Below are 26,888 nucleotides of genomic sequence, written 5' to 3' on the forward strand. Positions count from 1 at the left end.
GATGCGGACATCGGACAGCAGTGTTGACTGAGCGTGCGTGCCCGGCCGATCCCGACGGGGCCACGGGCGCGCGGGGGTGGGCGCTCACCGTCCGTACCGACGGAAACGGGCCGCGAACGAAAGACGCTCGCGGCCCGGTTTCACCCGTCGGTGAGCGGGCCGTCACCCATTGGTGAGCGCGGCCCGTCAGTGGAAGAGCGAGCTGACCGACTCGCCGTTGTGGATGCGGCGCATCGCCTCGGCCATGGCCGGCGCGATCGACAGCACGCGCAGCTTCGGCACCCACTTGTCCTTCGGGAGCGGAACGCTGTTCGTGCACACGATCTCGAGAACGTCGTCCTGGTCCTGCAGCCGTCGCAGCGCGTCACCGGTGAAGAGACCGTGCGTGCACGCCACGCGGATGCTCGCCACGCCCCGCTCGCGGAGCCGGTCGATGAGCTCGAAGACCGTGCTGCCGCGGGCGATCTCGTCGTCGAGCACGATGACGTCGCGGCCTTCGATGTCGCCGATGACCGTGCTGATGACGACCCGGTCGTCGGAGAAGCGCTGCTTGGCGCCGGCTGCAACCGGTACCGACAACATGCGCGCGAAGGCCGAGGCGGGTTTCGCGTTGCCCAGGTCCGGCGACACGACGACGGCGTTGGACAGGTCGGTGCCGTGGAAGTGCCCGGCGAGCTCGCGCAGCGCGTGCAGGTGGTCGACCGGCACCGAGAAGAAGCCGTGCACCTGCGGCGAGTGCAGGGTCAGCGTGAGCACGCGGCTGGCCCCGGCGGCGGTGAGCAGGTCGGCGACGAGCCGCCCGCCGATCGAGATGCGCGGCTCGTCCTTCTTGTCGGAGCGCGCGTACGCGTAGTGCGACATGACCACGGTGGTCCGCGCGGCCGACGCGCCGCGGGCCGCATCGAGCATGAGCAGCAGTTCCACGAGGTGTTCCTGCACCGGCGGCACGAGCGGCTGGATCAGGAACACATCGCGTTCACGGCAGTTGGCCTGCAGTTGTACCTCAAGGCAGTCGTTGGCGAACCGATCCACCCGCACGGGGAGGAGCGGCACCTCGAGCTGCGCGCAGATCTCCTCCGCCAGCGCGGGATGCGCACTACCACTGAACACGGCGATGTCGCGCACGAGCGGGACTCCTCGAAGCCGGGGTCTGGTCACCCCGTTGATACCACACGCATTCGGCGAGCTCGCTCCTGCGGCGCGTCGTCCGCCGGGCACCGTCCGCGCAGAACGTAGCGGTCGACGAACTGCGCCACGGCATCACGTACCGTGAGCGGCGCGTCGCTGCGCGCGAGCACCGCCTGCGCCGCGGTGAAGCAGGCGAGCGCGGCGGCGGCGGTGGCCGGGTCCCCGAGCCCGTCGCGCGCGGCGGCGAGCCAGTCGCGGTGCCGGCGCAGGGGCGAGCGCAGGTGCTCGGTGGCGTCGGCGGCGGCCTGGGCGCCCTCGGGGTCGTCGAGCAGCGCCGTGACCACGGCCGCGGGCACCACCCAGTCGTCGCCGGCCTGCTGGTCGATCATCCGCAACTCCAGGTAGCCGCGCGGTCGCACGGGCGGTACCAGGGTGCCGAGGTGCCGTTCGAGGTCGGTGAGGGTCACCGGGCGCGGACCGTACCCGCGCAGCCAGTCACGCATCGTCAGCCCGTGCGGGACGTGCCAGCGCTCACCCTGGCCGGCGACCGGGTCGTCCTCGGGCGGCGCGACCATCGCGACCTTCGCGGCGAGCGCGTAGCGGGCCCACGCCTGGCGCGGGTCCTCGGTCCGCTTCGGGGCGCGGGTGCGGCTGGCGTCGGTGCCGAAGCGCAGCGCCTGTCGGTAGGAGGCCCAGCGGCGCCCGGCCCGCGTTACGTGCGGCGAGTTGGCGAACGCGGCCATCATCACCGGGCCGATGGCGTCGGCGAGCCACCAGCGCCGCGTGAAGTGCGACCAGTCGCCGGCGTCCGCCTCGTCGGTACCGGAGTCGAGGCACACCTGGATCGACGCCGAGTTCGTCATCACGGTGCGTCCCCGGTTGCCCGACCGGTCGTGGTACTCCGCCAGCGCGACATAGCGTGGGTGATCGGTCACCAGCCGTGGGCGGCGGAGCATGTCGAGGCCGGTCCCGTCGAGGTACAGCCCGTGCTCGGCCAGCGTCGCCCGCACCAGCGCCAGATCGCTCGCCACGGCCGTGAGGCACTCCGCCAGCGACCCGCCCACGGAGCTGGACAGCTCCAGCTGGCCGCCCGGCTCGATCGTCACCGCGCAGCCGCCCGGCAACGGGTTGCCCAGGTGCGCCACCAGGCTGAGCAGCCGGCCCGGCGCCGGGCGATGCAGCGGCCGGCGCGGATCGCGCACGCAATACTCCAGCTCCACCCCGACGCGACCCACCGGCCCGACCCGGAACCCGGCGGCGGCCACGTACGCGGAAGCGGTGGTCTCCGTGAGGAGGATGGCGGATGTCGTGTCGTTCACGGCGGCCTCCCGGAAGAAGGGTGCGTGCTACCCAGGGTGGTGTTGCGGATGGGAAAAGTGATCGTTCAGGTGCGTCGTGCTCGGCGGCGGGGTGGTGCACGGTGCGGCGGCGGGGTGCCGGGCGAGGTGCATTCAATTAGGCGGTCAGCGGGGCGTTCTGTCCAGCGTCAGAGGACAACGCGCGGTGAACTCTGGATGGGAAGCCGCTGGAAGTCAACAAGGTCAGTGGCCCCGTGCGCCCGCCGAGTCACCTTTGGCACCAGCCGCGAAATCGCGCTCCAAAGGTCGTCAAGATCGATGTTTATCGGTCTCCGGAAGCGTTTTCCGGCCCATCCATGAAAGCGTTTTCTCTGGTACGGCCGCTGCCGCCCGCGCTCGCCGAACGCACTCCGGAACGATCACGGAAAATGCCGCGGCGGTGTACCCGGGCGCGCTTTCCGCGGCGATTCTTCGCGGCGGACAGCGGAGTGTGTCGGCCGCGTGACGCAAACGTATGAGGAATGGGTGACGCCGGGCCGTGCGGTGCCGATACCGTGCGCGACGCGGTGGTGGCGCTGCGCATTTCGTCCGCTGCCGCCCGGCGGGTGACCCGCAGCGGCCGATGGTCGTGGGTTCCATGGAGTAGTCAACGAACTACTGAGAGTGCCCAGTCTGGAATCGCCCGGCAAATCGCCGGCGCGTTTCCGGCGCGTACTTCCTGGCTACACTCCGTCGACACATTCTGGAACCGGAAATTTCGGTGACGCCGCCCGGCTCCGCGGGGTGGCCGTCCGCGGAGCCGGGCTTGTGGGTGTCACCAGGGACTGGCGAAGTCCTGGGTCCAGTAGGGCACTCCGCGCGAGTTGTACGCGACGGCGACGCCCATGTTGCGGAACCGGCAGTTGAGGATGTTGGCCCGGTGGCCGGGGCTGTTCATCCACGCGTTCATGACGGTCCGCGCATCCGGCTGGCCCCAGGCGATGTTCTCGCCGTAGGAGGACCAGTGGTACCCGGTGGCCCTGACGCGGCTACCGGGGGAGCCGCCACTCGGCGACCCGTGCGAGAAATAGCCGCGACCGGCCATGTCCCTCGAGTGCTGCCACGCGGCGACACTGAGCCGCGGACTGGCTGTGACCGGCCCGCAGCCGGCGCGTGCGCGCACGCTGTTGGTCAGGGCGACGACGCCGCGAATCATGCCTGACTCGGCCGCGAACGCCGGGCCGCCCTGAACCGCCGCGCCCGCCGCAACCGCACCGGCGACGAGCGTCACGGCGAGACCCTTTCGGAATCCCATCTCACCTCCACGAAGTAGGGCAGATGGCCTGAAAGTACGGCGCGCTCGGCTTTCCGTACCGAATCTCCACAAAACCGCGTGTTTGCACCGTTCGCGTGCTACGGAGCGCTCGCGCCACCCATGAAGACCGTCCGAAGTTCACCCACAAGAGTGACGACATCGTCACGCTGAGTGTCATGAAGGTCGGATTCACGCGGTCGCCGAACGGATGGCGACGACATGACAGAGGGTTGCCTTGCGGCAGCGCTGTGTCGCCGAGGCCGCTTGGGTGGGCCGGGTGTCGTTCGTCAATCAGCCGATGCTGGCGATGACGGTGCGCTCCGCGGGGATGCCGGCCTCGAGGGCGTGGGCCGCGTCGGCGGTGGTCGTAGCCGCGGTGCCGGCGATGTACGCACAGTGCTCGGACCAGTCGCGCCCCTCGGTGGTGAGGCGGTCGCGCCTGCCGGTGGTGGAGGGGTCGCGCCCGCCGGTGGTGGAACGGTCGTGGCGGCCGGCGGTCGAGCGGTCGCGGCCGTCGGTGGTGAGGCGTTCCTGGATGTCGGCGGTGAAGCGGTCGCGGATCACGAGGGCGCCGGGCGGGGCGAGCTCGGCGAGCTGCAACGCGTCGCGTTCGGTGGGCGCGGGCCAGTACACGGTGATGGAGCGCTCGGCATTGTTGCGCTCGGTGGTCGCGGTGGCGGCGGAGCGTAGCTCGTCGAGGATCGCCCGGATCGGCGCGATGGCATCACGGTCGGCGACCAGCAGTAGCGGACGGTTGTCGGCCAGCGGTGCCGGGTCGCCGACGGGGAGGTGTAGCTGGATGCGGTCGCCGACCTTGGTGCGTTCGACCAGCGCCGCGCCGATCGGGTCGTCGTGCTGGACGGCGACGTGCAGTTCGACCCCGCGATCCGTCAGCGGCCGGTTGCCCACCCAGCACCCCCGACGGCGGCCGGGAACGCCGGCAAAGGTATTTGGCAGCTCGACTACAGCGCGTGCGCCTGGCGGGCACGGATATGGCAGGTAGGTCCGCAGGTGGAGTACGGCCATGTCGGCGCGGCGGCGGTCATGCTGCGTGACGAGGGCACTCCAGCGAGTCGGCTCGTGGGCTGATGCCTCCGCGCCGGCTGTGGTCCAGCGGGCGATCAGGCGGCCGGCGTCGCGCAGGGCCGCCTCCTCGTCGGCTCGCAGGGGTGGCGACGGGGGATTGGCGCGCAGGGCGTCGATCAGCAGGATGGCCAGGGTTTCGAGGCGCTGCGGTGGTACACCCAGGCCGGTGATCGCCGGTGACAGTTCGGCACAGCGGGCGGCCACCACGCGCGGGTCGCCGAGGTTGTTGATCAGCCACGTCACGGCCTCGCGGATCGTCTCGCGGGCGGCGGCCGGGCTGGTCGGCAGGAGGTTGCGGAGGTCGTCGAGAGCGTGACGCTCCGTTGGGGCCGCCAGGCCGCCGATGCCCTCCCAGCCGCGAATGCTGCGAGTCACGGACTGGCTACCTTCGGTGCTCAGTGGGCGTTGTGCGGTCGCGGAGGTGGGATCGGCCGAACGACCGGGCGCGCCGATGCCCACCCAGGGTGCCGACAGCCGCGTCAGCCGGGGATTGGCCGCATCGGGCACAGGAGGTGTCGATGGCGCCACGCTGGGTGATGGTGGCTGCGCCACGGTTGGTGTGGGTTCCGCGGGCACAGGGGGCGCCGTGGGTAGGCGACTCGGTGCGGAGGGTGACGGTGGTGGACCGGAGAGCGGCGGAAGTCGAGGCTCAGCCATCTGATCCGGGGATGCGGCCGCTGGTGCGGCGGGCGGTGCGGGAGGTGGTGCAGTAGACGGACCTGCCGCAGGCTGTTGAGGACCGATCGGCGGAGGCTGAGGTGCGGCAGACGATGGATCGCGCGACGGCCCAGGCTGCGTCACCCCGGGCCCGGCTGATCCCGGCCGCGCCGCTCCACCAGTCCCAGGCGACCCCGGCGCGGCAGGCGCACCACCCGAGCCGCCGCCTCCCGCAGGACCGTCCGACGGAATCCCAGGAAGGACAGTCGCGGGAACGGGAACCTCAGGAAGGGGAACCTCGGGGAGGGAAATCGAAGGGAGAGGAGTCGCAGGAAGAGGAGTCGCAGGAAGAGGAGTCGCAGGAAGAGGAGTCGCAGGAAGAGGAGTCGCAGGAAGAGGAATCGCAGGAAAGGCCACCAGAAGAGACCCCGCACCCGGCGCCGCCCCAAGACGAGGACCCGCGACCCGGGACAGAATCTGCGCCAGCGCCGCATCCAGCGCCACTCCCGACCGGGCCACCAACCCCGCCAACACCCGCTGCAACCCGGCAGCCGAACCAGCCGATCCAGGCCGAGGCCCATCCGTCGATCCCACCGGCCCCAAAGGCGCAGCCGCGGCCGGCGAACCCGGAGCAACCGGCGAGGGGCGGATCGGCACCGAATCCCCAGATCCAGAAGCCGGCCCGATCGCAGTCACCCATTGAGTGTGGAACGACACCCGGCGTGACGTCAGGAGGTTGCCGGAGTCAGCGCCGCCGCCCCCGTGACCCCCAGCAACGCGTCAAGCCCGGTCCGCGTCCCGTACCGGTACGCGCAGGCGAAGTCCGCCGAAGGCAACGCCGCCCGCAGCAGCGACTCCGTCGAGGACCGCGCCGGCCGCTCGCACAACGGCGTCGGCGCCGAAATCTCCCGCCGTACCACGTCCGCCGCCCCGAGCAGCGCCGCCGCGTGCGCGGGATCGCCCAGCCGGCGGCGGCACTCCGCGAAGGCCTCCAGCACGCTCGCCGTACGCCAGCGATCGCCGACCCGCCGGTGCAGCGACAGACTCGCCCGCAACCGTTCCGCCGCCGACGGCAGCAGGTCCGACGCCAGATCGACCCGCGCCAGCATCTCCTGCGCCCATGCCACGCCCTCCGGGAACGCCAGCTCCGTGAACCCGTCCAGCGCGTCCTCCAGATGGGCACGGGCCGCCACCTGGTCCCCCCGGTAGTGCGCCACCGCCCCCAGGTGCGTCAGCGACGACGCCGCGGACTCCGCGTCGGCCAGGTCCCGGAACGCGGTCAGCGACGCCGCCAGCAGGGCGTCCGCGCCGTCCAGGTCGCCCGACAACCAGGCCGTCGCGCCGGCGAGCTGGGTGGCCCGCCCCTCGCCCCAGGCGTTATCCGACGAGCGGTACAGCTCCCGAGCCTCCTGTAGGTACGCCCGCGACTCGGCGTACCGGGCCCGCTCCCGCTCCACGCACCCCAGCAGCGTCAGCAACGGCCCCCGCGCCTCCGCGAAGGGCAGCGCCTGGTGCGCCAGCGCATGAGCGGTGCCGTAGTCGCAGGCGAGCATGGCCAGGGTCGCCGCCGCCGAGGCAGCCGCCGCGCGGGCGGGGGCCGGCGCGGAAGGGCGGCGGGCGAGGGCGGCGGCGAGCCAGTCGCGGCCCAGGGAGTACCCACCGATGAAATGCTGGAAGGGCGCCATCGCGGTGGCCATGCGCAGGTCCGCGTCCTCGGTGCCGCCGGGACGGGCGGCGAGCGTGGCCAGCGCCGCCCGCAGGTTCTCCTGCTCCAGCGTCAGCGTCCGCAGCCACGCCCGCTGCTCCGGGCCGCGGACGCCGGCCGCCGCCTGCTCGGCCAGGGCGAGGAAGAACGCGGCGTGCGCCTCGGCGGCGGCGGCCTGCTCGGACGGGAGCTCGGCCAGCCGGGCGGCCGCATAGGCGGTGACGGTCTGCAGCATCCGGCCCCGCCCCGGCGACGACGTCAGCAGCGAGCGCTCGGCGAGGGCGTCCAGCAGCTCCGGCCGGTACCCGGGCAGCATCGCAACGGCCGGCGAGCTCCAGCCGCCCTGGAACACCGCGAGCTGCCGCAGCAGGGCCTGCTTGTCCGGCGACAGCAGCTGGTACGACCAGTCCAGGGCCGCGCGCAACGTGCGGTGGTGCGAGGGGCCGGGCGCCTTCGCGTCGGCGAGCACGCGGAAGCGGTCGGCCAGCAGCCGGCGTACCTCCGGCACCGACAGCAGCGCCGCCCGCGCCGCCGCCAGCTCGATCGCGAGGGGCAGGCCGTCCAGGGCGGCGCAGATCGCGGCGGCCGCGGCCGTGTGCTCGGGCGGCAGGGCGCGGCCGGTGCGCTCGAACATGCGCGTGGCGAACAGGCGCAGCGCCGTGTCGGGGTCGAGCGGCGGCACCGCGAGGACCGTCTCGGCGGCCAGTCCGAGCGGCTGCCGGCTGGTCGCGAGGATCCGCAGGTCCGGCCGTACCTCCAGCAGCCGCCCCACCAGCGCCCCCACCTCGGCCGCGGCGTGCTCGCAGTTGTCCAGCACGAGCAGCGCGGCGTCCAGGGCCTGCACCAGCGTGTCGAACGCGTCCAGGTCCGGCCGCCGGGTCACGCCGAGCGCGTCCAGCAGGAAGCCCGCCACGTCGGAACACTCCATCGTGGACAGATCGACGAAGTGCACCGGCCCGGGGAACGAGGCGACGACGGCGATCGCGATGCGCGTCTTGCCGCTGCCGGCCGCACCCACCAGGGTGACGGGGCCGGAGGCGAGCAGGCGGGCCGCGAGACGCACCTCGGCATCCCGCCCCACCAGCGACGCCGCGGCATCCATCCGGCGACTGTACCGCCAAGCCGCCCACCGGCGCGGGTAGCGTGGAACGCATGAAGATCGGGATCATCGGGTCGGGGAACATCGGCGGAACGCTCACCCGGCGGCTGCGCGAGCTCGGGCACGACGTCACCGTCGCGAACTCGCGCGGGCCTGGTTCGCTGGCGGGTCTCGCGGCCGAGACGGGCGCGTCGGCGGGCACCGTGCAGGAGGCGGCGCGGGGGGAGATCGTCTTCATCGCGGTACCGATGAAGGCCGTTCCTGATCTTCCGGCCGAGGACCTCGCGGGGCGCGTGGTGGCCGACGCCGGCAACTATTATCCGGCGCGCGACGGGCAGATCGAGGCCATCGACGGCGGCACCACGTCGAGCCGGTGGACCGCCGAGCACCTGCCCGGGGCCCGGGTCGTCAAGATCTTCAACACCATCCGCGCGGACCACCTGCTCACCCACGGGCGACCGGCGGGCGGCGACGGGCGCGTCGCGCTGCCGCTCGCGGGCGACGACGGGGCGGCCAAGGAGCTGATCATGGGCCTGGTCGACGAGCTCGGCTTCGACCCCATCGACGCGGGCGGCCTCGACGACAGCTGGCGTCAGGAGCCCGGCACGCCGGTGTACGGCGCCGACCTCGACGCCGCCCGCCTGCGCGCGGGCCTGGCCGGCGCGGCCCGCTGAGGCGCGACGGTGGCGTTTCTGGTGGAGATGCCGGACGGCGGGTACCTCGAGGTCGAGGAGCGCGACGACATCGCCGATCCGCGGGTCGTCGGCATCCTCGGCGGCTCGCCGCTGGAGGGCACCGGCCTCATCACGTTCGGCGCCGCGGTGCGCACCGGGCTGTCCGTCGACGAGCAGGACGACTTCGCCGACTGGCTGTACGACCGCGTGGTGATGTTCGCGGAACTCGGCGGCGAGATCGACGGTTGGTCACAGCGGGACGACGGCACGTGGGAGATTCGGGCGATCCGCGAGGACGGAAGCGACGAACGTCACTGATCGGCGCTGAACGGTGGATGAATACGGGGCCACCCGGCCAGCCGGGCAACGGCTACCCTTGCCGTCGATGGCGATGACGATCGAGGTCCAGGGCGCGGGGCGGCTGCTCAGCGTCGGGGCCGCCACGGACATCGGCCGGCGCTATCCGGCCAACTTCGACGTGCTGCACGCCGCCGAGCTGCAGCGCCGTCCCGGTCTGTGCGCGGTCGTGGCCGACGGGATGGGCGCCGGCGAGGGCAGCCGGACCGCCGGGCGGATGGCCGTCGACGTCTTCACCACCGCCGTGCAGGACCACCGCGGCCCGTTCGAGCCGACCCCGCTGTTCGCCGCGATCGCCGACGCCCAGCGCCGGGTCCGCGCGGCCGGGCAGGAGCTGCGCGAGCTCACCGGCTGCACGCTGACCGCCCTCGTCGCCGACGCCACCGGCGCCTGGGTCACGCAGATCGGAGACAGCCGGGTGTACCGCCTGCGCGGCGGACTCCTCGAGCTGCTCACCGTCGACCACACGGCGGCGTGGCTGGGCGCGGTGCACGGCTGGTACCCGGCCGACTCGCCGCAGGCGGCCGCCGCGCGCTACCAGCTGCACCGCTTCATCGGCCACCCCGGGCTGCCCGAGCCCGACGTGCTGAGCGTGACGATGTTCCCCGGCGACGTGTACTGCCTGTGCACCGACGGGATCGCGGAGCAGGTGCCGTACCAGTTCATGGAGCGCACCCTGGGCTCCGGCGCGGCCCCCGACGTCATGGCGTCGGCCCTGGTCGCCGCGTCCCTGGAGGCGGGCGGCCGGGACAACGCCACGACGGTCGTGGTGAAGGTCGCCTAGATCTTGCGGTGACCACGGCATGGTCACCGCCCCCGTTGCCGATCTTGGCGCAAATCCACCCTAGTGGGGACGGGTCCGTCTCACACGAGCCGTTCGGCCCACCCATTCCGGCTCTTTCACGCGGCGATGGTGCGGGGTCTTCCGGCCAGCACGGAGAACACGGCGATCAGTCCGGAGACACCGCACAACGCCGCCACCGGTACCGTCCATGCCCCCGTCACGTCCCGCAGCGCCCCGATGAGCACCGGGCCCGCCGCGGCCAGCAGATACCCCACCGACTGCGCCATCGCGGACAGGGCGGCGGTCTGCGCGTCGTCGCGGGTACGCAGGCTGAACAACGACAGGCACAGCACCAGCGCCATCCCGGCGCCGAACCCGTTGACCAGCACCGCGACCAGGGCCCAGCCCGCCGTCCACGGCAGCCACTGCAGGCCCGCGATCCCGGCGCCGATGAGCACCGCGCACACGACCCCGACGAGGCGCTGGTCCGGCAGGCGGCGAATGAGCACCGGCACGGTCAGGTTGGCCACGACCGACGCGGCTAGGCTCGCGAACAGGTGCCAGCCGGCGATGCCCGGGGCGATGCCGTGCTCGCGTTCCAGCGTCGGCATCCACGCGACCAGCACGTAGAAGGCCAGCGACTGCAGCCCCATGAACAGCGTGACCTGCCAGGCCAGGGCGCTGCGCCAGGGCAGCGGCGCGCGGCGGGGCGGCGCGGCGGCGTCCGGGCCGCCGCGCAGCTGCGGCAGCCAGACCACGATCGCGACCAGGACGAGCAGGACCCAGGCCCCCATCGCGTACCGCCAGCCGCCGATCGCCGCCGCCAGCGGTACCGCGATCCCGGACGCCACCGCCGCCACCACCGCCTGCGCGGCCGAATAGCCACCGGTCAGCTGCGCGACCCGGTCCGGGAAGTCGCGCTTGACGATGCCGGGCAGCAGCACGTTGAAGCAGGCGATGGCGGCGCCGACGGCGAGCGTGCCGGTCCACAGCTGGGTCGGCACCGACCGCACCACGATCCCGCCCGCGAGCAGCACGAGCGCCAGGGCCAGGCTGCGTTCCAGCCCGATCCGCCCGGCGATGCGCGGCGCGACGAGCGAAAACACCCCGAAGGCCAGCAGGGGTACCGCCGTGAGCAGCCCGGTCGCCGCGGAGCTCAGCCCCAGGTCGTGGCGGATGTCGGCGACCAGCGGCCCGACCGACGTGATCGGGGCGCGGCCGACCGCCCCGATGAGCAGCACACCGGCCACCAGCCCGCGGCTTTTCACAAGCCTGCGGCGACGAAGCGCACGGCGGCGCTGAGGTCCTGCGCGGTCGGCGCGTCGTCCTCGTTGATGAGCACCTGGGTCAGCACGCCGCTGACCAGGGCCTGGTAGAACGAGCCGACCTGGGCCGCGCGGGCCGGTTCGACCTCGGGGTCGATGCCGTGGAACACCTGGGCCCACAGCAGCCGGGCGTCGCGCATGCCCTCCACGAGCATGCGCCGGACCTCGTCGTTCTGGTCCAGCTGCACGAACGCGTCGTACGTGGCCATCAGCAGCCGGCGGTGGGTGCGGACGCTGTCGATCATGTACTCCCAGTACCGCTCGAAGCGCTCGGTCCCGGTCAGCCCCTCGGCCCCGGCGTTGCCGATCGCCTCCGCGAGCGACAGGCCCCAGTTCTCCATGGCCCGTTCGAGGGCGGCCGTCATCAGGTTGGCCATGCCGCCGTAGTGGTAGCCGATCGAGCCCAGGTTCGTGCCCGACGCCTCGACGATGTCGCGCGCCGTCGTGCGCGCGAACCCCTTCTCGTAGATGCAGCGAACCGCGCCCTCGAGCAGGTCCTCGCGATGTCCCATGACCCCGGATCTTACTATACGGACGTTTTATACGACCGTTCTATACAAACGTGTAGCACAGGCGTATGGTTCCCGGCATGGACATCCTGATTTCGGGGGCGAGCGTCGCGGGACCGGCCCTGGCGCTCTGTCTCAGCCGCTACGGGCACGACGTCACGGTCGTGGAGAAGGCGCCCGCACTGCGCGGGGGCGGGTATGCGGTCGACTTCCGCGGCCCGGTCCACCTGGCGACCCTGGACCGCATGGGCCTGCGCGCCGGCCTGGAGGCCAGGGCCGCCCACATGCGCGACACCACGATCGTCGATGCCGCCGGCGAGCGGGTGGCGGCCCTGCCCGCGTCGATCTTCAGCGGCGACCTGGAGATCCCGCGCGGCGACCTGGCCGAGGTGCTGTACGCGGCGACGAGGGAGCGCGTGCGGTACCGCTTCGGCGACCAGATCACGGCCGTGGACCAGGACGAGGACGGCGTCGACGTCCGGTTCGCCGGCGGCCCGGCACAGCGCTTCGACCTGCTGGTGGGCTGCGACGGGGTGCACTCCGGCGTCCGCCGCCTGGTCTTCGGCGAAGACCCCAAAAACGAGAAGCCCCTCGGCGTGTACGGTGCGATCTTCACCATGCCCGGCACGCTCGCCCTCGACCGCGCCGGCATCATGTACTCCGAACCCGGCCGCTCCGTCACCGTCATGGCCCCGCACGACGGCACCCAGATCGTGTCGCTGAGCTTCTACGAGCCCGGCCTCGAGTACGACTACCGCGACACCGCCCAGCAGCGCCGCATCATCGCCGACCGCTTCGCCGGCGCCGGCTGGCGGACGGCGGAGCTCCTGGCGGCGATGGAGCAGGCCGACGACTTCTGGTTCGACGCGACGACGCAGATCCACCTGGACCGCTGGTCCCACGGCCGCGTCGCGCTGCTCGGCGACGCGGGGTTCGCGGGCGGCCCGGGCGGCAACGGCACCGGCCTGGCCGTGGTGGGGGCGCACGTGCTGGCGGGGGAGCTGGACCGGGCGCGGGGCGACCACCGGGTCGCGTTCCGCCGCTACGAGGAGCTGATGCGGCCTTACGTGGCGACGTGCCAGAAGCAGGCGGACGGTGGGCCGGACTTCCTGGTGCCGCTGACGTGGAAGAAGATCGCGCAGCGGAACCGGATGTTCAAGATGATGCGGTACATGCCGATCGCGCCTTGGGTGATCAAGCGGATGGCTACTCGGACGGCGGCGGCGTTTGAGCTGCCGGGGTATGAGTTGCCGGCGCTTCGCTGACGGCGGCGGGGCTGGGGGCAGGGCAGGGGGGGCGGGGGGGCCGGGGGGAGGTCATCCCAAGTGCCAAACCACCACCGCCTCGGTCCAGTGCCGTCGTGCCGTTGCCTTGGCGCACATCTGCGGCCCGCCTCGGTTGTTCCCCGCCGTCGTCAGTCGTGCCGTTGGCTGGACCCGCCGTGGTCGTTGGTGCCGCCGTCGCCCGCCGTCGCCCGCCGTCGCCCGCCGGCGTCTGCGCTGTCACGGTCGGGCCCGTCGTCGTTCGGGCTCGTTCTGGCCGTTGGGCCGCTGCCGTCCTGTGCGGCGCACTCGAGGCTCGGGTGGGCTGAGGTGGGGTGGAGTGGCCTGGGTCACACGTCAGGTGCTGGTGGGAACAAGGGGCACCGTTTGTAACTTAAGCCTGACACGCTCAACCTACTGATGGCAGGTGTGTCCTGATGGCAACGCTTCCAGTTCTACCCCTCAACGACGACGTCCTGCTTCCTGGCATGGTTATTCCCGTGACGCTCGACGCCTCCACGCAGGCGGCTGTCGACGCGGCTCGGTCTGCCGGTGACAAGCGGGTGCTCGCTGTCCCGCGGGTTGACGGTGCATATGGGTCGTTCGGTGTTGTCGCTGTGCTTGAGAAGGTCGGGCGGCTGCCCAGTGGGGAGCCGGCGGCCGTGATCCGGGGCCTGGACCGGGCTCGCATCGGGGCCGGGGTGCCTGGGCCCGGTGCCGCCTTGTGGGTCGAGGCCACCGAGGTCAGCGAGCCTGTTCCGGCCGGCAAGGCGCGGGAGCTTGCCCGCGCGTACAAGGCTCTGGTCATCGGCGTGCTGCAGGAGCGCGGTGCGTGGCAGGTGATCGACACCGTTGAGAAGATCAGCGACCTGTCCGAGCTGGCGGACTCCGCCGGGTATGCGCCGTGGCTGACGCTGGAGCAGAAGATTCAGCTGCTGGAGGCGCCCGACGTCACCGCGCGGCTGGAGCTGCTCGTCGAATGGGCTCGGGCGCACGCGGCCGAGCAGCAGGTCAACGAGAAGATCAACCATGACGTGCGCGAGGGGTTGGAGAAGACCCAGCGCGAGTTCCTGTTGCGCCAGCAGCTGGCCGCGATCCGCAAGGAGCTCGGCGAGGACGAGCCCGACGGGTCGGCGGACTACCGGGCCCGGGTCGAGGCGGCGGAACTGCCGGACAACGTCCGGGAGGCGGCGCTGCGCGAGGTCGGGCGGCTCGAGCGGGCCAGCGACCAGTCGCCGGAGGCCGGGTGGATTCGGACCTGGCTCGACACGGTGCTGGAGATGCCGTGGAGCGAGCGGACCGAGGACAACACGGACCTCGCGGCCGCGCGGGCGGTGCTCGATGCCGATCACGCGGGGCTGGCGGACGTGAAGGACCGGATCCTCGAGTACCTCGCGGTGCGCAACCGGCGTGCGGAGAAGAACCTGCAGGTCGTCGGCGGGCGCGGGTCCGGTGCGGTGCTGGCCCTCGCCGGTCCTCCCGGGGTCGGCAAGACCAGCCTCGGCGAGTCCGTCGCGCGGGCGCTCGGGCGGAAGTTCGTCCGGGTGTCGCTCGGCGGTGTGCGGGACGAGGCGGAGATCCGGGGGCACCGGCGCACGTACGTCGGGGCGCTGCCCGGCCGCATCGTGCGCGCCCTGCGGGAGGCCGGGTCGATGAACCCGGTCGTGCTGCTCGACGAGGTCGACAAGCTGGCCGTGGGCTACGCGGGTGACCCGGCGGCGGCGCTGCTCGAGGTGCTCGACCCGGCGCAGAACCACACGTTCCGCGACCACTACCTCGAGGTCGACCTGGACCTGTCCGACGTGCTGTTCCTGGCCACCGCGAACGTGGTGGAGACCATCCCCGGGCCGCTGCTGGACCGGATGGAGCTGGTGCAGCTGGACGGGTACACCGAGCAGGAGAAGGTCGCCATCGCCCGCGACCACCTGCTGCCGCGGCAGCTGCAGCGGGCCGGGCTGGAGGCGTCCGAGGTGAGCATCACCGACGAGGCGCTGGGCCGCATCGCCGGCGAGCACACCCGTGAGGCGGGCGTGCGGCAGCTGGAGCGGGCCCTGGCCAAGATCCTGCGCAAGGTCGCCGTCGCGCTGGCGAGCGACCCGGCGCCGGTCGAGGTGGGGGTGGACGAGGTCGCGAAGTACCTGGGTCGGGCGCGGTTCACGCCCGAGTCGGCCGAGCGCACCGCCGTCCCCGGCGTGGCGACCGGCCTGGCGGTGACCGGGGCGGGCGGCGACGTGCTGTTCATCGAGGCCACCTCGATGGAGGGCGAGCCCGGCCTGACCCTGACCGGCCAGCTCGGCGACGTGATGAAGGAGTCGGCGCACATCGCGCTGTCGTACCTGCGCTCGAACGGGCGCCGGCTCGGCATCGACCCCAACCAGCTCGCCGGGCGGCGCATCCACCTGCACGTCCCGGCGGGTGCGGTGCCCAAGGACGGCCCGAGTGCCGGCATCACCATGGTCACGGCGCTGGCGTCGCTGGCCACCGGCCGCCCGGTCCGCCCGGAGTTCGGGATGACCGGCGAGGTCACCCTGGCCGGCCGGGTCCTGCCGATCGGCGGCGTGAAGCAGAAGCTGCTCGCCGCCCACCGCGCGGGCCTGACCGAGGTCATCATCCCGAAGCGCAACGAGCCCGACCTGGACGACCTGCCGCAGGAGGTGCGCGACCAGCTGACCGTGCACGCCCTGGCCGACGTCGCCGACGTCCTCGCCCTGGCCCTGCGCCCGGCCGAGGACGCCACCGACCCGGCCGCGACCGCCGAGACCGCCGAGACCGGCGCGACCGGCAACGGCGAGGGCAGCAACGGCGCGGGCAGCGACGGGGCCGATGGCCCGGCCGTGCCCGACTACGTCCCGGCCGGGATCTAAGACCGCACCGCGGGTTCGGCAAGGCGCCTGGCGGGGCGCGCCGAACCCGGGGCGTGGGGGTGGTAGGGGAGACACGGCGCCGCATCCGGCAACACCGGGTGCGGCGCCGCGTCGTGTTCGGCAACGTCGGGTGCCCACCGCGCGCCGTCGTGTGGTGGGCGATGGTCGGGTGCGGCGCCGCGTCGTGTTCGGCAACGTCGGGTGCCCACCGCGCGCCGTCGTGTGGTGGGCGATGGTCGGGTGCGGCGCCGCGTCGTGTTCGGCAACGTCGGATGCCCCACCCCGCGCGCCGTCGTGTCGCGGGCAGTGGTCGGGTGGGGCGTTGCGGCGCGGGCGGCGCCGGTAGCGTGGCGGGCGTGACGCTCTCGTTGAGCTGGGACGACGTGCTGCACTGGCGGTGCCGGCAGCAGTGGCTGCACCGCCCCGCCGAGGCCGCCGATCCGGTGGCCGTGGTCGAGCGGCTCGCCGGGGTGCAGGCGCAGGTCGCGTCGTGTGCCGAGCAGGCCGTCGCCGCGCGGCAGGGTGAGCCTGATCCCGGGTCGGTGCGTCAGGCGGTACAAGAGCAGAGGCTTGTCAAAACGTGGTCGGTGCGCGGCACCCTGCATCTGCTCGAACCGAAGCAGGCCCCCGCCCAGCTCGCGCTGATCGGGGCGGCGCGGACGTGGGAGAAGGGGGTGTGGCAGAAGACGTTCGTGACCGTGGCGCAGATGGACGCGATGGCCGCGGCCGCGCAGGAGGCGCTCGACGGGCACGTGCTCACCCGGGAGCAGCTCACGGCGGCGATCGTCGAGCACGCCAAGGACCCGTCGCTCGAGGAGCATCTCAGGTCCGGGTGGGGTGCGGTGCTCAAGCCGCTCTCCTGGCAGGGGCTGCTGATCTACGGGCCGAACAGCGACGACAACCGGGTCACGTTCACGCGGCCGTCGTTCCGAAGCATGCAGCCCGATGAGGCGGCGAGCATCGTGGTGCCCGCGTACCTCGGGGCGTACGGGCCGGCGTCGCGCGACACGTTCGACCAGTGGCTGATCCGCGGGCAGTCGAAGAAGGCGATGCTCCGCCAGTGGTTCGCCGGCCTGCACGAGGACGGCCTGATCACCGAGGTGGACGTCGAGGGCGAGCGGCTCTGGGCCCGCACCGAGGACCTCGAGAGCCTTGCCGCAAAACCCAGGTTCGACGAGGTGCGGCTGCTGCCGGCGTTCGACCAGTTCGTGCTCGGGCCCGGGACCGCCGACACCCGGACGCTGCCGAAGCAGCACCGCGCCGAGGTGAGCCGGGCGGGCGGCTGGATCTCGCCCGTCGTGGCGTACCGGGGAAGGATCGCCGGCATCTGGGGCGAGGACGGCGAGACGCTGTGGGACAAGGTCCCGGCGGCCAAGCTCGCGAAAGAGCGCAAGCGCGTCACTTGAGCAGCGCGCGGGCCTTCTCCGGGTCCTGCTCGCCCAGGGCCGACGACGGGCACTCCTTGGCCAGTGGGCACGCGCCGCAGGCCGGCTTGCGGGAGTGGCAGGTCCGCCGGCCGTGCAGGATCAGCAGCTGGTTGACGGTGACCCAGTCCTTCTTGTCGTACCGCGCCTGGACCGCCGCCTCCGCCGCGTCCACGTCCTTCTCCGGGGACCAGCCGAGGCGGTGCGCGACGCGGCTGGTGTGCGTGTCGACGGAGATGGCGGGGACGGCGAAGGCGTTGCCCAGCACCATGTTCGCGGTCTTGCGGCCGACCCAGGGCAGTGCGACGAGCTCGTCCAGGGTGGCGGGGACCTCGCCCGCGTGCCGCTCGACGAGGGTCGCGGCGAGCTTGATGACGTTGCGGGTCTTCTGCCGGTAGTAGCCCACCGGCACCAGGATCTGCTCCATCTCCTCCTGCTCGGCGCCGGCGAGGTCGGCGGCGGCCGGGTAGCGGCGGAAGAGGATCGGCGTCACGGCGTTGACCCGCTCGTCCAGGGTCTGCGCGGCCAGGGTCGCGGCGACCAGCAGCTGCAGCGGGGAGGCGAAGTCGAGCTCGAGGCGGTGGTCGGGGTAGCGGGCGAGCAGCAGCTTGAGGATGCGCCGGGCCCGTCTGGTCTCCGCGAGAGGCAGAGCCGTTGCCGCTGGAGTCACGCCGGAAAGCGTACTGCGGACAAACGCAGGGGGGCGGCCCGAAACCGGACCGCCCCCCGTTCGTCACGAACTAGATGAGCCCGAGGCGGGAGACCGCGTCGCGCTCCTCCTCGAGCTCGGCGACCGAGGCGTCGATGCGGGCGCGGGAGAACTCGTCGATGTCCAGGCCCTGCACGATCTCCCACTTGCCGCCGGCCGAGGTGACCGGGAAGGAGGAGATGAGGCCGGCGGGCACGCCGTAGGAGCCGTCGGAGACGATGCCGGCGGAGGTCCAGTCGCCCTCGGCGGTGCCGTTCACCCAGTCGTAGACGTGGTCGATGGCGGCCGAGGCGGCGGACGCGGCGGAGGAGGCGCCGCGAACCTCGATGATCTCGGCGCCGCGCTTGGCCACCCGCGGGATGAACTCGTCGGCCAGCCACTGCTGGTCGCCGACAGCCTCGGCGGCGTTGCGGCCGGAGACCTCGGCGTGGAACAGGTCCGGGTACTGCGTGGCGGAGTGGTTGCCCCAGATGGTGACCTTGCGGATCTCGGAGACCGGCACGGAGAGCTTGCGCGACAGCTGGGAGATCGCCCGGTTGTGGTCGAGGCGGGTCATGGCGGTGAAGCGCTCGGCCGGCACGTCGGGGGCGTGGCGCTGGGCGATGAGGGCGTTGGTGTTGGCCGGGTTGCCCACGACGAGGACCTTGATGTCGTCGGCGGCACCGGCGTTGATCGCCTCGCCCTGCGGCTTGAAGATGCCGCCGTTGGCCTCGAGCAGGTCGCCGCGCTCCATGCCCTTGGTGCGGGGGCGGGCGCCGACGAGCAGGGCCACGTTGGCGCCGGAGAAGGCGGCCTTCGGGTCGTCGAACACGTCGACGCCGGCGAGCAGCGGGTACGCGCCGTCCTCCAGCTCCAGGGCCGTGCCCTCGGCGGCGCGTACGGCCTGCGGGATCTCCAGCAGCCGCAGCTTGACCCGCGTGTTCGCGCCGAGCAGTTGCCCGGAGGCGATGCGGAACAGCAGCGCGTAGCCGATCTGGCCGGCCGCGCCGGTCACGGTGACGTTGACGGACGAATCGCTCATGAGAAGTCTCCTGGCAGCAACGGCGGGTGTGCTTCTGCCCCCAAACTATCCTCGCCGCCCGATCGGCCGTTCACCTTCCGTCCACTCCGTGTGGCTTACGGCACTCGATCAGGTACCGGGCCACCGTCGCGGTGAACGGGCCCTCCCGCTCGATGCGCTCGTGCAGCTCGGCGAGCTTGTCGCGGTACCGCTGGATCGTGAAGCCCGGCACGATCCAGATCACCTTGCGCAGGTACACCGCGACCGCCGCCACGTCGAGGAACTCCAGGCGCAGCGTCGCCTCCCGCACGTCCACGACGTCGAGCCCGGCGGCCGCGGCCCCGGCGCGGGCGCGGGCGACGCTGCGGCCGTCGCCGACCGGCTGCGGGCCCATCATGAAGTCGGTCAGGGCGGTGGCGGTGCCGACGCCGACGTGCTGCGCGAGGTACGTGCCGCCGGGGGCCAGGACGCGGCCGATCTCACCCCAGCCGACGACGACGGGGTGGCGGCTGGAGACGAGGTCGAACGCGCCGTCGGCGAAGGGCAGGGGCGCGTCGTCCTCGACCTGTTCGACGCTCGCCCCGAACTCGTCCAGCGCGGCGCGGGCGAGGGCGGCGTTGGGCGGCCACGACTCCGTGGCGGCCACGGTGGCGGGGCAGGCGCCGGCGGTACACGCGGAGGAGAGCGCCTCGCGGAAGACCTCGCCGCCGCCGGTCTGCACGTCCAGGGCGGCGGCCGCCGTGCGCAACCGCTCGCCGAGGCGGCGGGCATAGCCCCACGGCGGGCGCTCCTCGGTGGCGCGCCCGGCGAACCAGGAGAAGTCCCAGCCCTCGACCGGGGCGGCGGCGGCCTCGTCGAGCAGGTCGTCGAGCCTGTCCATGGTTGTACCCTCCGTTGCCGGGGCATCACCCTGGCATGACGATCATTCCGCAGAACACGCCGCTGTGGCTGGCCACCACGGCGGAGCACGAGGTTGTTCAGGCCGGTCGGGTGATCGGGTGGCAGACCGAGCACCTCGAACCGGTGCCGCTGGTGGCGTGGACCGACGAGACCGGTCAGCTGATCCGGGTCGGGCACCCGGTCGGCCCGGTCTCGTGGCTCGGCGACACCCGCGGCGAGGCGCTTGAGTCTGCCCAGCGCGAGACCCGCCTCGCAACGCTATAACGCCTTCGTCGGCAGACTTACCGATGTGTCCTCACCCCCGGCTCGGCGAGGCTTGTCCGCAGCGGGGTGCGGAGCGTGCCCCGGATCGCAAGGGGGACGGACGATGGCCAAGTTCATGGATGTGCACGACGGGTTCGCCGGGGTGACGGCGGAACAGCTGGCGGCCGCGCACGAGGCCGACCTCGCCGTCGAGGGCGAGGAGGGGGTGCACTTCGAGCGGGCCTGGCTGGACCCGGAGGCGGGCAAGGTGTTCTGCCTGTCGACGGGGCCGAGCAAGGAGGCCGTCATGCGGGTGCACGAGAAGGCCGGCCACCCCACCACCGAGGTGTACGAGCTCCCGGTGGAGGTCTGAGTCATAACCTAGTTTCCTAGGATGCGGAATAGGGTGTGAGCCGGGTCCCCAGCGGCGCCGCGCCGCTGGGGACGAAACAGAGCCGCATGTGTGAAATTTGTCCGACGGCAAAGAGGTGTCCGCGTTCGCTTGGGTGAGCGGCGGGCGGTACCGTCCACTCCGAATCGCGAAACGCGTTGTAGGGGGAGTGGACGGGTGAAGGTGAACGCCGAGGCCAGGCAGCGGCTCAGTGCGCTCCTGCGGTCGCACGAGGACGAGGTCCTGAAGCGCTGGTCGGAGATCGCGGCCCGCTCGCTGCGGGGCCGGCTCACCGAGGCCGAGCTGACCCGTCAGGTGCGCGAGGTCTACGCCGCGCTGCTGGGCATGCTCGGGGAGGGCGGCGACGGCGAGCTGACCGGGTCGCACGGCGGGGAGTCCCGCGCGGCGCTGGGCGAGCTGTCCAAGGAGTGGGCGCGGCAGGGATTCACCCCGACCGAGACGGCGAACCTGGTGTTCACCGTCAAGGAGGTCGTGCTCGGGCTGTCGGAGGCCGCCGACGCCGACTCGGTGCCCGCCGACTTCCTGGTGCTCTCGCTGCTCGTCGACGAGATGGGCCTGTACACGTTCGAGGCCTACGCCAAGGCCCGCGAGGCGATCATCGCCGACCAGACCGAGCAGCTGCTGGAGCTGTCCACGCCGGTGGTGAAGCTGTGGGACGGCGTGGTGGCGGTCCCGCTGGTCGGCACCCTGGACTCGGCCCGCGCCCAGGTGGTGATGGAGAAGCTGCTGCAGACCCTGGTCGACACCGGGTCGGGTTACGCGATCGTGGACATCACGGGTGTACCGGCGGTTGACACCCAGGTCGCGCAGCACATCCTCAAGACCGTGGTGGCGGCGCGGCTGATGGGCGCGGAGTGCATCATCTCCGGCATCCGGCCGCAGATCGCCCAGACGGTGGTGGCGCTGGGCATCGAGTTCGGCGACATCGCCACGAAGGCGACGCTCGCCGACGCGCTCGTGCACGCGCTGCGGGCCAGTGGCGTCGAGCTCAAGCGGGGCAAGGCTTCCTGATGGACCGGGTACCCGTCCTGAAGATCGGCGACATCCTGCTGGTGTCGATCCAGATCGACCTCGACGACCAGTCGGCGATGCAGCTGCAGGAGGACCTGTCCGACCAGATCGTCGTCACCGGCGCGCACGGGGTGGTCATCGACATCTCGGCGCTGGAGATCGTCGACTCGTTCATCGGGCGGATGCTGTCCACGATCGCGGCCGTGTCGCGGGTCCTGGACGCCGAGACGGTGGTGGTCGGGATGCGTCCGGCGGTCGCGATCACGCTGGTCGAGCTGGGGCTGTCGCTCAACGGGGTCCGTACCGCGCTCAACGTGGACAAGGCGCTGGAGATCCTGGCCGCGGCGAAGCACATCCACGGTGTCGGCATCCTCACGGCGGCCGAGGACGACGGTGCCTGACTCCGGCCCCGGGCAGGAGCCGCAGCGCCTGGACATCGGCGACGACAAGGACGTCGTGCGGGTCCGGCAGGCGGTCCGCGTCCTGGCCGTGGAGGCCAAGCTGCCGCTGGTGGACCAGACGAAGCTGGTGACGGCGGCCAGTGAGCTGGCCCGCAACACGCTGATCCACGGCGGTGGCGGGTACGCGACGATCGCGGCGGTGCACAACGGCCGGCGGGCCGGGGTGCGGGCCGAGTTCATCGACACCGGCCCGGGGATCGCGGACCTGGGGCTGGCGTTCACCGACGGGTACACCACCGGCAGCGGGCTGGGGCTGGGCCTGTCCGGGTCGCGGCGGCTGGTGGACGAGTTCGAGATCGATTCGACGCCCGGTGCGGGTACGCGCATCGCGGTGACGAAGTGGGCCCGGTGACGGCCGCTGCGGTTCCGCCGACGGTCGAGGAGCTGGGCTGGGTCGCGGTCGAGGACGCGGGGGCGGCGGGGGTCGCCCGCCGGGTCGCGGTCGACTGTGCCCACCGGCTGGGGTTCAGTGAGTCGCGGGCCGGTGAGGTGGCGATCGTCGCCGCCGAGCTGGTGTCGAACCTGCACCGGCACGCCGAAAACGGTGCGCTGTCGGTGCGCTGCCTGCGCCGCGGCGAGGCGGGCGGGGTGGAACTGGTCGCGGTCGACGGCGGGCCGGGGATGCGGGACCTGCCGTTCAGCTCGCTGGACGGGAATTCGACGGCCGGTACCCTCGGCATCGGTCTCGGCGCGGTCCAGCGGCTGTCGGACGTGGCGACCGGCTACTCCCTGCCGGGCAGGGGCACGGTGCTGACGGCGCAGTTGTGGCCGGGGGAGCGGCGCGGGGTTGCGCCGGCGCGGGTCGCGGGGTTGTCGCGGCCGATCACCGGGGAGAAGGTGTGCGGGGACCGGTACGCGGCGCGGGCGACCGGTGACGGGGGCCTGCTGGTGCTGGTCGCCGACGGGCTGGGGCACGGGTCCCTGGCCGCGGCGGCGTCGGCGGCGGTCGTGGACGCGTTTCTGGGTACGGCGATCGAGGCGCCCGGGGCGATCGTGGAGCACGTGCACCGGGTGGTGTCGCACACCCGGGGGGCGGCGGTGTCGGTGGCGCGGCTCGGCGGCGGGTCGGCGGTGTTCGCGGGGCTGGGCAATGTCGCGGGGACGATCGCGTTTCCCGATGGGGATCGGCGGGGCATGGTGAGCATGCCGGGCATCGTCGGGCACCAGGCGCGCGGTGTCCGCGAGTTCACCTATGAGCTGCCGCCGGAGGCGATCGTGGTCATGCACTCCGACGGGGTGTCGGATCGGTGGAACCTGCGCGACTACCCGGGGTTGTCGCGGCAGGACCCGCTGCTGGTGGCGGCGACCTTGCTGCGCGATGCCGGGGTGCGGCGGGATGATGCCTGTGTGGCGGTCGCTCGTGCGGTTGGCTGGCCGGCGTGACCGGCCCTGAGCCGGTTCTTCTGAGGATGGTGCTGCGCGAGGAGCACGACGTGTTCGTGCTGCGCCAGCGCGGCCGGGAGGTGGCGGCCGCGCTCGGCATGGAGCACCAGGACCAGGTGCGCGTGGCGACGGCCCTGAGCGAGGTCGGGCGGGACGTCGCCGACGGGGAGGTGACCTTCGCGACGGCGGTTGAACCCCGCCCCCACCTGGTCATTGTTGTGACATCAGCGGCCCTGGGTACCAGAAACCTCGAGGGAGTCCGGGCGGCCGGACGGCTGATGGATGAGGTGCGGGTGGACGACGAGCGGATCGTGCTGACGCGGCGGTTACCGGGGCAGATCGACCCGGAGCGGCTTGAGCAGGCGCGCCGTGAGCTCGCCGCGAGTGCGCCGACGACCGCGCTGGACGAGCTGAGCGTGCAGAACCGCCAGCTCGTCGCGGCGCTGGAGGACGTGCAGGCGCACCGCGACGAGCTGCTGCGGCTCAACGCGGAACTCGAGGAGACGAACAAGGGCGTCATGGCCCTGTACACGCAGCTGTCCGAGGAGCTGGAGCAGACCAACCAGGGCGTGGTCGCCCTGTACGCGGAGCTCGACGAGCGCTCGGCGCAGCTGCGGGAGGCGAACGAGGCCAAGAGCCGGTTCCTGGCCAACGTGTCGCATGAGCTGCGGGCGCCGGTGACGGCGATCATCGGGCTGACCCGGCTGCTGCTGGACCCGCGCTCGGAGCCGCTGACCGGGGAGCAGACGCATCAGCTGGAGCTGGTGCAGGGGTCGGCGGCCGACCTGCTGGCGCGGGTCAACGACCTGCTGGACCTCGCGAAGGCGGAGTCGGGGCGGATCGAGCCGAACTGGGCGCCGGTCGACCTGACCGCGGTGTTCGGGCAGCTGCGCGGGACGCTGCGGCCCCTCGCACGGCCGGAGGTGGACCTCGAGGTCGAGGAGCCGCCGGCCGGTGCGCTGGTCAGCGACGAGCTGCTGCTGACGCAGATCCTGCGCAACCTGCTCACGAACGCGCTGAAGTTCACCGACCGGGGCTCGGTCGGGATGAGCGGCTGGGTCGACGGGGACCGGCTGTACATCGCGGTCGCCGACACCGGCATCGGCATCCCGTTCGCCGAGCAGTCCCGCGTGTTCGAGGAATTCCACCAGGTCCGCGGGGCGCGGCAGGCGGGCGGGACCGGGCTCGGGCTGCCGTACGCGCGAAGGCTGGCGACCCTGCTCGGCGGGGCTTTGACGATGGTCAGCGAGCCGGGGGAGGGCAGCACGTTCACGCTGTCGCTGCCGACCCGCCCGGCGGTGCCCGACGACGCGCACGAGGGCGAGGGGCCGCTGCCGCAGGTCGCGCGGGCCCTGGTGGTCGACGACGACCCGGCCGCGCGGCACCTGCTGCGCCAGCTCCTCGCGGGGATCGCCGACCAGGTCAGCGAGGCCGCGGACGTGCGGTCCGGGCTGGCGATCGCGGTCCGCGAGCACCCGTCGGTGATCTTTCTGGATCTGCGGATGCCGGGCGGGGACGGCACCCAGATGCTCGCCGACCTGGCCGCGCTGCCCGACGTGGCCGGGATTCCGGTGTTCGTGGTGACGGCCGCGGACGTGTCCGACTTCGCCCCGCACGAGCTGGCGCACGCCCGTTCGGTGCTGGCCAAGGAGGCGGTGACCCGCCGGGCCGTGGTCGAGCTCGTCGCGGGACTGGAGCCGTGACGACCATCGCGGCGGCGGACATCCTCGTCGTCGACGACAGCCCCTCCAAACGCTATGTGATCACCAGCTGGCTGCGCCGGGAGGGCCACCGGGTCATCGAGGCGGCGACCGGCGAGGACGCCCTGGCGCTGCTGCACGACGGGGCGTCGGGGACCGAGCTGGTGGTGCTCGACGTGCGGCTGCCCGACATCGACGGGTTCGAGGTCGCCGAGCGGATCAAGGACGACCCGGCCACGGCCGCGATCCCGGTCATCCACATCTCGGCGACGGCGATCCACGCGGTGGACCGCACCCAGGGGCTGATCCGCGGCGCCGACGCCTACCTGGCCGAGCCGATCGACCCCGACGAGCTGCTCGCGACGGTGGGGGCGCTGCTGCGGTACTCCCGGGCCCGGCACCGCGCCGAGCGGCTCGCCGGGCGGCTGACCCGCCTCGTGGAGACGACGCAGGCGATCAACTCGGCGACGAGCCTGCCGGAGTTGCTGCGCCTGGCCGCGGTCGGCGCGTCGCGGGTGTTCGGCGGGGCGGCGGCGGTCGCGGCGGCGTCGCCGGAGACCGGGGCCCTGGCGGTGGAGGTCGACGCGGCCGGGGCGGTGCCGCTGATGCGGACCGCGTACCGGGAGCACTTCGAGACGGACCCGCTCGACGGCGCGGTCGGGGCGTCGCTGTTCGGGCAGGACGACGGGCCGTGGTGGGACGGCCGGCCGGTGTTCCGGGTGGTGGCCCGGGCCAAGGCGGGCCGGGAGCCGCTGCACATCGCGGTGCCGGCCGACGGGTTCACCGACGACGACCACGACGTGCTGCGCCAGCTCGGGCAGGCGATCGCCCTGGCGGTGGAGGCGCTGCGCTCCTACGACGAGGAGCGCCGCACGGCGCTGACGCTGCAGCAGAGCATGCTGCCGGCGTCGTTGCCGCCGGTGCCCGGCTACGACGTCGCCGTGCGCTACCGCCCGGCCAGCGACCACGCGTACGTCGGCGGGGACTTCTACGAGATCGTCGCGGTGCCGGGGCACGTGGTGGCGGCGATCGGCGACGTGGCCGGGCACTCGCTGCGCGCGGCGACGATCATGGCGGAGGTGCGGCACGCGCTGCGGGCGTACCTGGCCGAGGACCACGCGCCGGGGCTGACGCTGGAGCGGCTGAACCGGATGATGCTGCGGTTCCTGCCCGAGGAGATCGTGACGATGTGCCTGCTGCGCATCGAGCTGGAGTCGGGGGAGATCCGCCTGGCGAACGCCGGGCATCCGCCGCCGCTGCGGGTCGCGGCGGGGCGGGCGGTGCCGGTGGAGGGCCGGGTGGCGCTGCTGGGGGTGCCGACCGTCCACGACGCCGAGACGGTGTTCACCCTGGAGCCCGGCGAGTCGCTGGTGATGGTCACCGACGGGCTGATCGAGCGGCGCGGGTCGACGTTCAACGACGGCATGGAGCGGCTGCAGCTGGCCCTGGCGGCCGGGCTGGGCGCCGACGGCGGCGACGGGGACCTGGAGGCGTTCTGCGACGCGCTGCTGCTGGGACTGGGCGACGAGTCGGATGACGACCAGGCGATGCTGGTGATCCGGCGGGGGATTTAAGCCCGAACCGGTGGCGGCGGGCTTGCCGG

At 72.7% G+C, this 26,888-nt stretch carries 23 protein-coding genes and 1 pseudogene; 14 read left to right on the forward strand and 10 right to left on the reverse strand.

Translation table 11 applies throughout. The features are described 5' to 3' along the window. Positions 1 to 186 precede the first annotated feature (186 nt). The 5 genes from ACQPZ4_RS24460 to ACQPZ4_RS24480 form a co-directional block, all read right to left on the reverse strand. Positions 187 to 1,125, reverse strand: coding sequence for a ribose-phosphate diphosphokinase (locus ACQPZ4_RS24460; protein WP_433065527.1), 939 nt, complete (start codon positions 1,123 to 1,125; stop codon positions 187 to 189). 29 nt (positions 1,126 to 1,154) lie between these two features. Beyond that, on the reverse strand, positions 1,155 to 2,447 hold the full coding sequence (locus ACQPZ4_RS24465; protein ID WP_433065534.1) for a glutamate-cysteine ligase family protein: 1,293 nt from the start codon (positions 2,445 to 2,447) through the stop codon (positions 1,155 to 1,157). Between the two features lie 793 nt (positions 2,448 to 3,240). Further along, positions 3,241 to 3,696 carry a CAP domain-containing protein gene (locus ACQPZ4_RS24470; protein ID WP_433065537.1) on the reverse strand — a complete coding sequence of 152 codons (456 nt, stop codon included), beginning with the start codon at positions 3,694 to 3,696 and terminating at the stop codon, positions 3,241 to 3,243. Positions 3,697 to 4,011: 315 nt separating this feature from the next. Further along, positions 4,012 to 5,181: a hypothetical protein gene (locus ACQPZ4_RS24475; RefSeq protein WP_433065540.1), complete on the reverse strand. Its 1,170-nt coding sequence runs from the start codon at positions 5,179 to 5,181 to the stop codon at positions 4,012 to 4,014. 1,010 nt (positions 5,182 to 6,191) lie between these two features. Further along, positions 6,192 to 8,270, reverse strand: a complete 2,079-nt coding sequence (locus ACQPZ4_RS24480) for an ATP-binding protein (protein ID WP_433065542.1) — start codon at positions 8,268 to 8,270, stop codon at positions 6,192 to 6,194. Positions 8,271 to 8,320: 50 nt separating this feature from the next. On the opposite strand from ACQPZ4_RS24480, the gene ACQPZ4_RS24485 reads away from it, so the two are divergent. From ACQPZ4_RS24485 to ACQPZ4_RS24495, 3 genes are all read left to right on the forward strand, one after another. Next, a complete protein-coding gene (locus ACQPZ4_RS24485; protein WP_433065545.1) occupies positions 8,321 to 8,941 on the forward strand; it encodes an NADPH-dependent F420 reductase in 621 nt (206 codons plus the stop codon). A 9-nt stretch (positions 8,942 to 8,950) separates the two neighbouring features. After that, the gene (locus ACQPZ4_RS24490) at positions 8,951 to 9,259 is read left to right on the forward strand and encodes a hypothetical protein (RefSeq protein ID WP_433065548.1); all 309 of its coding nucleotides are present in this window, start codon (positions 8,951 to 8,953) and stop codon (positions 9,257 to 9,259) included. Between the two features lie 67 nt (positions 9,260 to 9,326). Beyond that, positions 9,327 to 10,082 carry a PP2C family protein-serine/threonine phosphatase gene (locus ACQPZ4_RS24495; RefSeq protein ID WP_433065551.1) on the forward strand — a complete coding sequence of 252 codons (756 nt, stop codon included), beginning with the start codon at positions 9,327 to 9,329 and terminating at the stop codon, positions 10,080 to 10,082. A 116-nt stretch (positions 10,083 to 10,198) separates the two neighbouring features. On the opposite strand, the gene ACQPZ4_RS24500 is transcribed toward ACQPZ4_RS24495, so the two are convergent. Together ACQPZ4_RS24500 and ACQPZ4_RS24505 are read right to left on the reverse strand one after the other, a co-directional pair. Then, positions 10,199 to 11,323, reverse strand: coding sequence for an MFS transporter (locus ACQPZ4_RS24500; RefSeq protein WP_433065554.1), 1,125 nt, complete (start codon positions 11,321 to 11,323; stop codon positions 10,199 to 10,201). Between the two features lie 23 nt (positions 11,324 to 11,346). After that, entirely contained in the window at positions 11,347 to 11,919 is a 573-nt protein-coding gene (locus ACQPZ4_RS24505) for a TetR/AcrR family transcriptional regulator (protein WP_433065557.1), read from the reverse strand. A 77-nt stretch (positions 11,920 to 11,996) separates the two neighbouring features. Between ACQPZ4_RS24505 and ACQPZ4_RS24510 the strand changes: the two genes are divergently transcribed. The 3 genes and pseudogenes from ACQPZ4_RS24510 (at position 11,997) to ACQPZ4_RS24520 (ending at position 17,448) form a co-directional block, all read left to right on the forward strand. Beyond that, the gene (locus ACQPZ4_RS24510) at positions 11,997 to 13,181 is read left to right on the forward strand and encodes an FAD-dependent monooxygenase (protein WP_433065560.1); all 1,185 of its coding nucleotides are present in this window, start codon (positions 11,997 to 11,999) and stop codon (positions 13,179 to 13,181) included. 434 nt (positions 13,182 to 13,615) lie between these two features. After that, positions 13,616 to 15,907 (forward strand): annotated as a pseudogene (gene lon, locus ACQPZ4_RS24515) (endopeptidase La); the annotation flags it as partial. A gap of 491 nt (positions 15,908 to 16,398) precedes the next feature. Next, entirely contained in the window at positions 16,399 to 17,448 is a 1,050-nt protein-coding gene (locus ACQPZ4_RS24520) for a DNA glycosylase AlkZ-like family protein (protein WP_433065563.1), read from the forward strand. Here ACQPZ4_RS24520 and nth read toward each other — a convergent pair. The 3 genes from nth to ACQPZ4_RS24535 form a co-directional block, all read right to left on the reverse strand. Next, positions 17,441 to 18,136, reverse strand: a complete 696-nt coding sequence (nth, locus tag ACQPZ4_RS24525; protein WP_433065565.1) for an endonuclease III — start codon at positions 18,134 to 18,136, stop codon at positions 17,441 to 17,443. The two genes, ACQPZ4_RS24520 and nth, sit on opposite strands and share 8 nt — an antisense overlap. A gap of 70 nt (positions 18,137 to 18,206) precedes the next feature. Further along, positions 18,207 to 19,196 carry a malate dehydrogenase gene (locus ACQPZ4_RS24530; RefSeq protein WP_433065568.1) on the reverse strand — a complete coding sequence of 330 codons (990 nt, stop codon included), beginning with the start codon at positions 19,194 to 19,196 and terminating at the stop codon, positions 18,207 to 18,209. A gap of 70 nt (positions 19,197 to 19,266) precedes the next feature. Beyond that, entirely contained in the window at positions 19,267 to 20,055 is a 789-nt protein-coding gene (locus ACQPZ4_RS24535) for a methyltransferase domain-containing protein (protein ID WP_433065571.1), read from the reverse strand. A 35-nt stretch (positions 20,056 to 20,090) separates the two neighbouring features. Here ACQPZ4_RS24535 and ACQPZ4_RS24540 point away from each other — a divergent pair, with 35 nt between their 5' ends. The 8 genes from ACQPZ4_RS24540 (at position 20,091) to ACQPZ4_RS24575 (ending at position 26,859) form a co-directional block, all read left to right on the forward strand. Beyond that, positions 20,091 to 20,339 (forward strand): hypothetical protein, encoded by a 249-nt coding sequence (locus ACQPZ4_RS24540; protein WP_433065574.1) that lies wholly within the window; start codon positions 20,091 to 20,093, stop codon positions 20,337 to 20,339. A gap of 103 nt (positions 20,340 to 20,442) precedes the next feature. Continuing rightward, positions 20,443 to 20,691 carry an SCO4226 family nickel-binding protein gene (locus tag ACQPZ4_RS24545; protein ID WP_433065576.1) on the forward strand — a complete coding sequence of 83 codons (249 nt, stop codon included), beginning with the start codon at positions 20,443 to 20,445 and terminating at the stop codon, positions 20,689 to 20,691. A 195-nt stretch (positions 20,692 to 20,886) separates the two neighbouring features. After that, complete coding sequence (locus tag ACQPZ4_RS24550; protein WP_433065579.1) at positions 20,887 to 21,741, forward strand: STAS domain-containing protein; 855 nt, start codon at positions 20,887 to 20,889, stop codon at positions 21,739 to 21,741. Further along, the gene (locus ACQPZ4_RS24555) at positions 21,741 to 22,142 is read left to right on the forward strand and encodes an STAS domain-containing protein (protein ID WP_433065582.1); all 402 of its coding nucleotides are present in this window, start codon (positions 21,741 to 21,743) and stop codon (positions 22,140 to 22,142) included. The genes ACQPZ4_RS24550 and ACQPZ4_RS24555 overlap by 1 nt, the downstream gene beginning before the upstream one ends. Beyond that, positions 22,135 to 22,554, forward strand: coding sequence for an ATP-binding protein (locus ACQPZ4_RS24560; protein WP_433065585.1), 420 nt, complete (start codon positions 22,135 to 22,137; stop codon positions 22,552 to 22,554). Before ACQPZ4_RS24555 ends, ACQPZ4_RS24560 begins: the two co-directional genes overlap by 8 nt. Beyond that, entirely contained in the window at positions 22,551 to 23,585 is a 1,035-nt protein-coding gene (locus ACQPZ4_RS24565; RefSeq protein ID WP_433065587.1) for an ATP-binding protein, read from the forward strand. The genes ACQPZ4_RS24560 and ACQPZ4_RS24565 overlap by 4 nt, the downstream gene beginning before the upstream one ends. Beyond that, positions 23,582 to 25,288 carry an ATP-binding protein gene (locus tag ACQPZ4_RS24570; RefSeq protein ID WP_433065590.1) on the forward strand — a complete coding sequence of 569 codons (1,707 nt, stop codon included), beginning with the start codon at positions 23,582 to 23,584 and terminating at the stop codon, positions 25,286 to 25,288. Before ACQPZ4_RS24565 ends, ACQPZ4_RS24570 begins: the two co-directional genes overlap by 4 nt. Beyond that, positions 25,285 to 26,859 carry a SpoIIE family protein phosphatase gene (locus ACQPZ4_RS24575; protein ID WP_433065592.1) on the forward strand — a complete coding sequence of 525 codons (1,575 nt, stop codon included), beginning with the start codon at positions 25,285 to 25,287 and terminating at the stop codon, positions 26,857 to 26,859. Before ACQPZ4_RS24570 ends, ACQPZ4_RS24575 begins: the two co-directional genes overlap by 4 nt. The last annotated feature ends 29 nt before the right edge of the window (positions 26,860 to 26,888 follow it).

It is taken from the genome of Dactylosporangium sp. CS-033363 (genome assembly GCF_050942475.1).
Lineage (GTDB): Bacteria > Actinomycetota > Actinomycetes > Mycobacteriales > Micromonosporaceae > Dactylosporangium.

Bases quoted from the DNA above. Each gene is read 5' to 3' on its own strand.
- ACQPZ4_RS24545 (WP_433065576.1), top strand. From the start codon at position 20,443: ATGGCCAAGTTCATGGATGTGCACGACGGGTTCGCCGGGGTGACGGCG.
- ACQPZ4_RS24495 (WP_433065551.1), top strand. From the start codon at position 9,327: ATGGCGATGACGATCGAGGTCCAGGGCGCGGGGCGGCTGCTCAGCGTC.
- ACQPZ4_RS24540 (WP_433065574.1), top strand. From the start codon at position 20,091: ATGACGATCATTCCGCAGAACACGCCGCTGTGGCTGGCCACCACGGCG.
- ACQPZ4_RS24480 (WP_433065542.1), bottom strand. From the start codon at position 8,270: ATGGATGCCGCGGCGTCGCTGGTGGGGCGGGATGCCGAGGTGCGTCTC.
- ACQPZ4_RS24530 (WP_433065568.1), bottom strand. From the start codon at position 19,196: ATGAGCGATTCGTCCGTCAACGTCACCGTGACCGGCGCGGCCGGCCAG.
- ACQPZ4_RS24505 (WP_433065557.1), bottom strand. From the start codon at position 11,919: ATGGGACATCGCGAGGACCTGCTCGAGGGCGCGGTTCGCTGCATCTAC.
- ACQPZ4_RS24555 (WP_433065582.1), top strand. From the start codon at position 21,741: ATGGACCGGGTACCCGTCCTGAAGATCGGCGACATCCTGCTGGTGTCG.
- ACQPZ4_RS24510 (WP_433065560.1), top strand. From the start codon at position 11,997: ATGGACATCCTGATTTCGGGGGCGAGCGTCGCGGGACCGGCCCTGGCG.
- ACQPZ4_RS24485 (WP_433065545.1), top strand. From the start codon at position 8,321: ATGAAGATCGGGATCATCGGGTCGGGGAACATCGGCGGAACGCTCACC.
- ACQPZ4_RS24535 (WP_433065571.1), bottom strand. From the start codon at position 20,055: ATGGACAGGCTCGACGACCTGCTCGACGAGGCCGCCGCCGCCCCGGTC.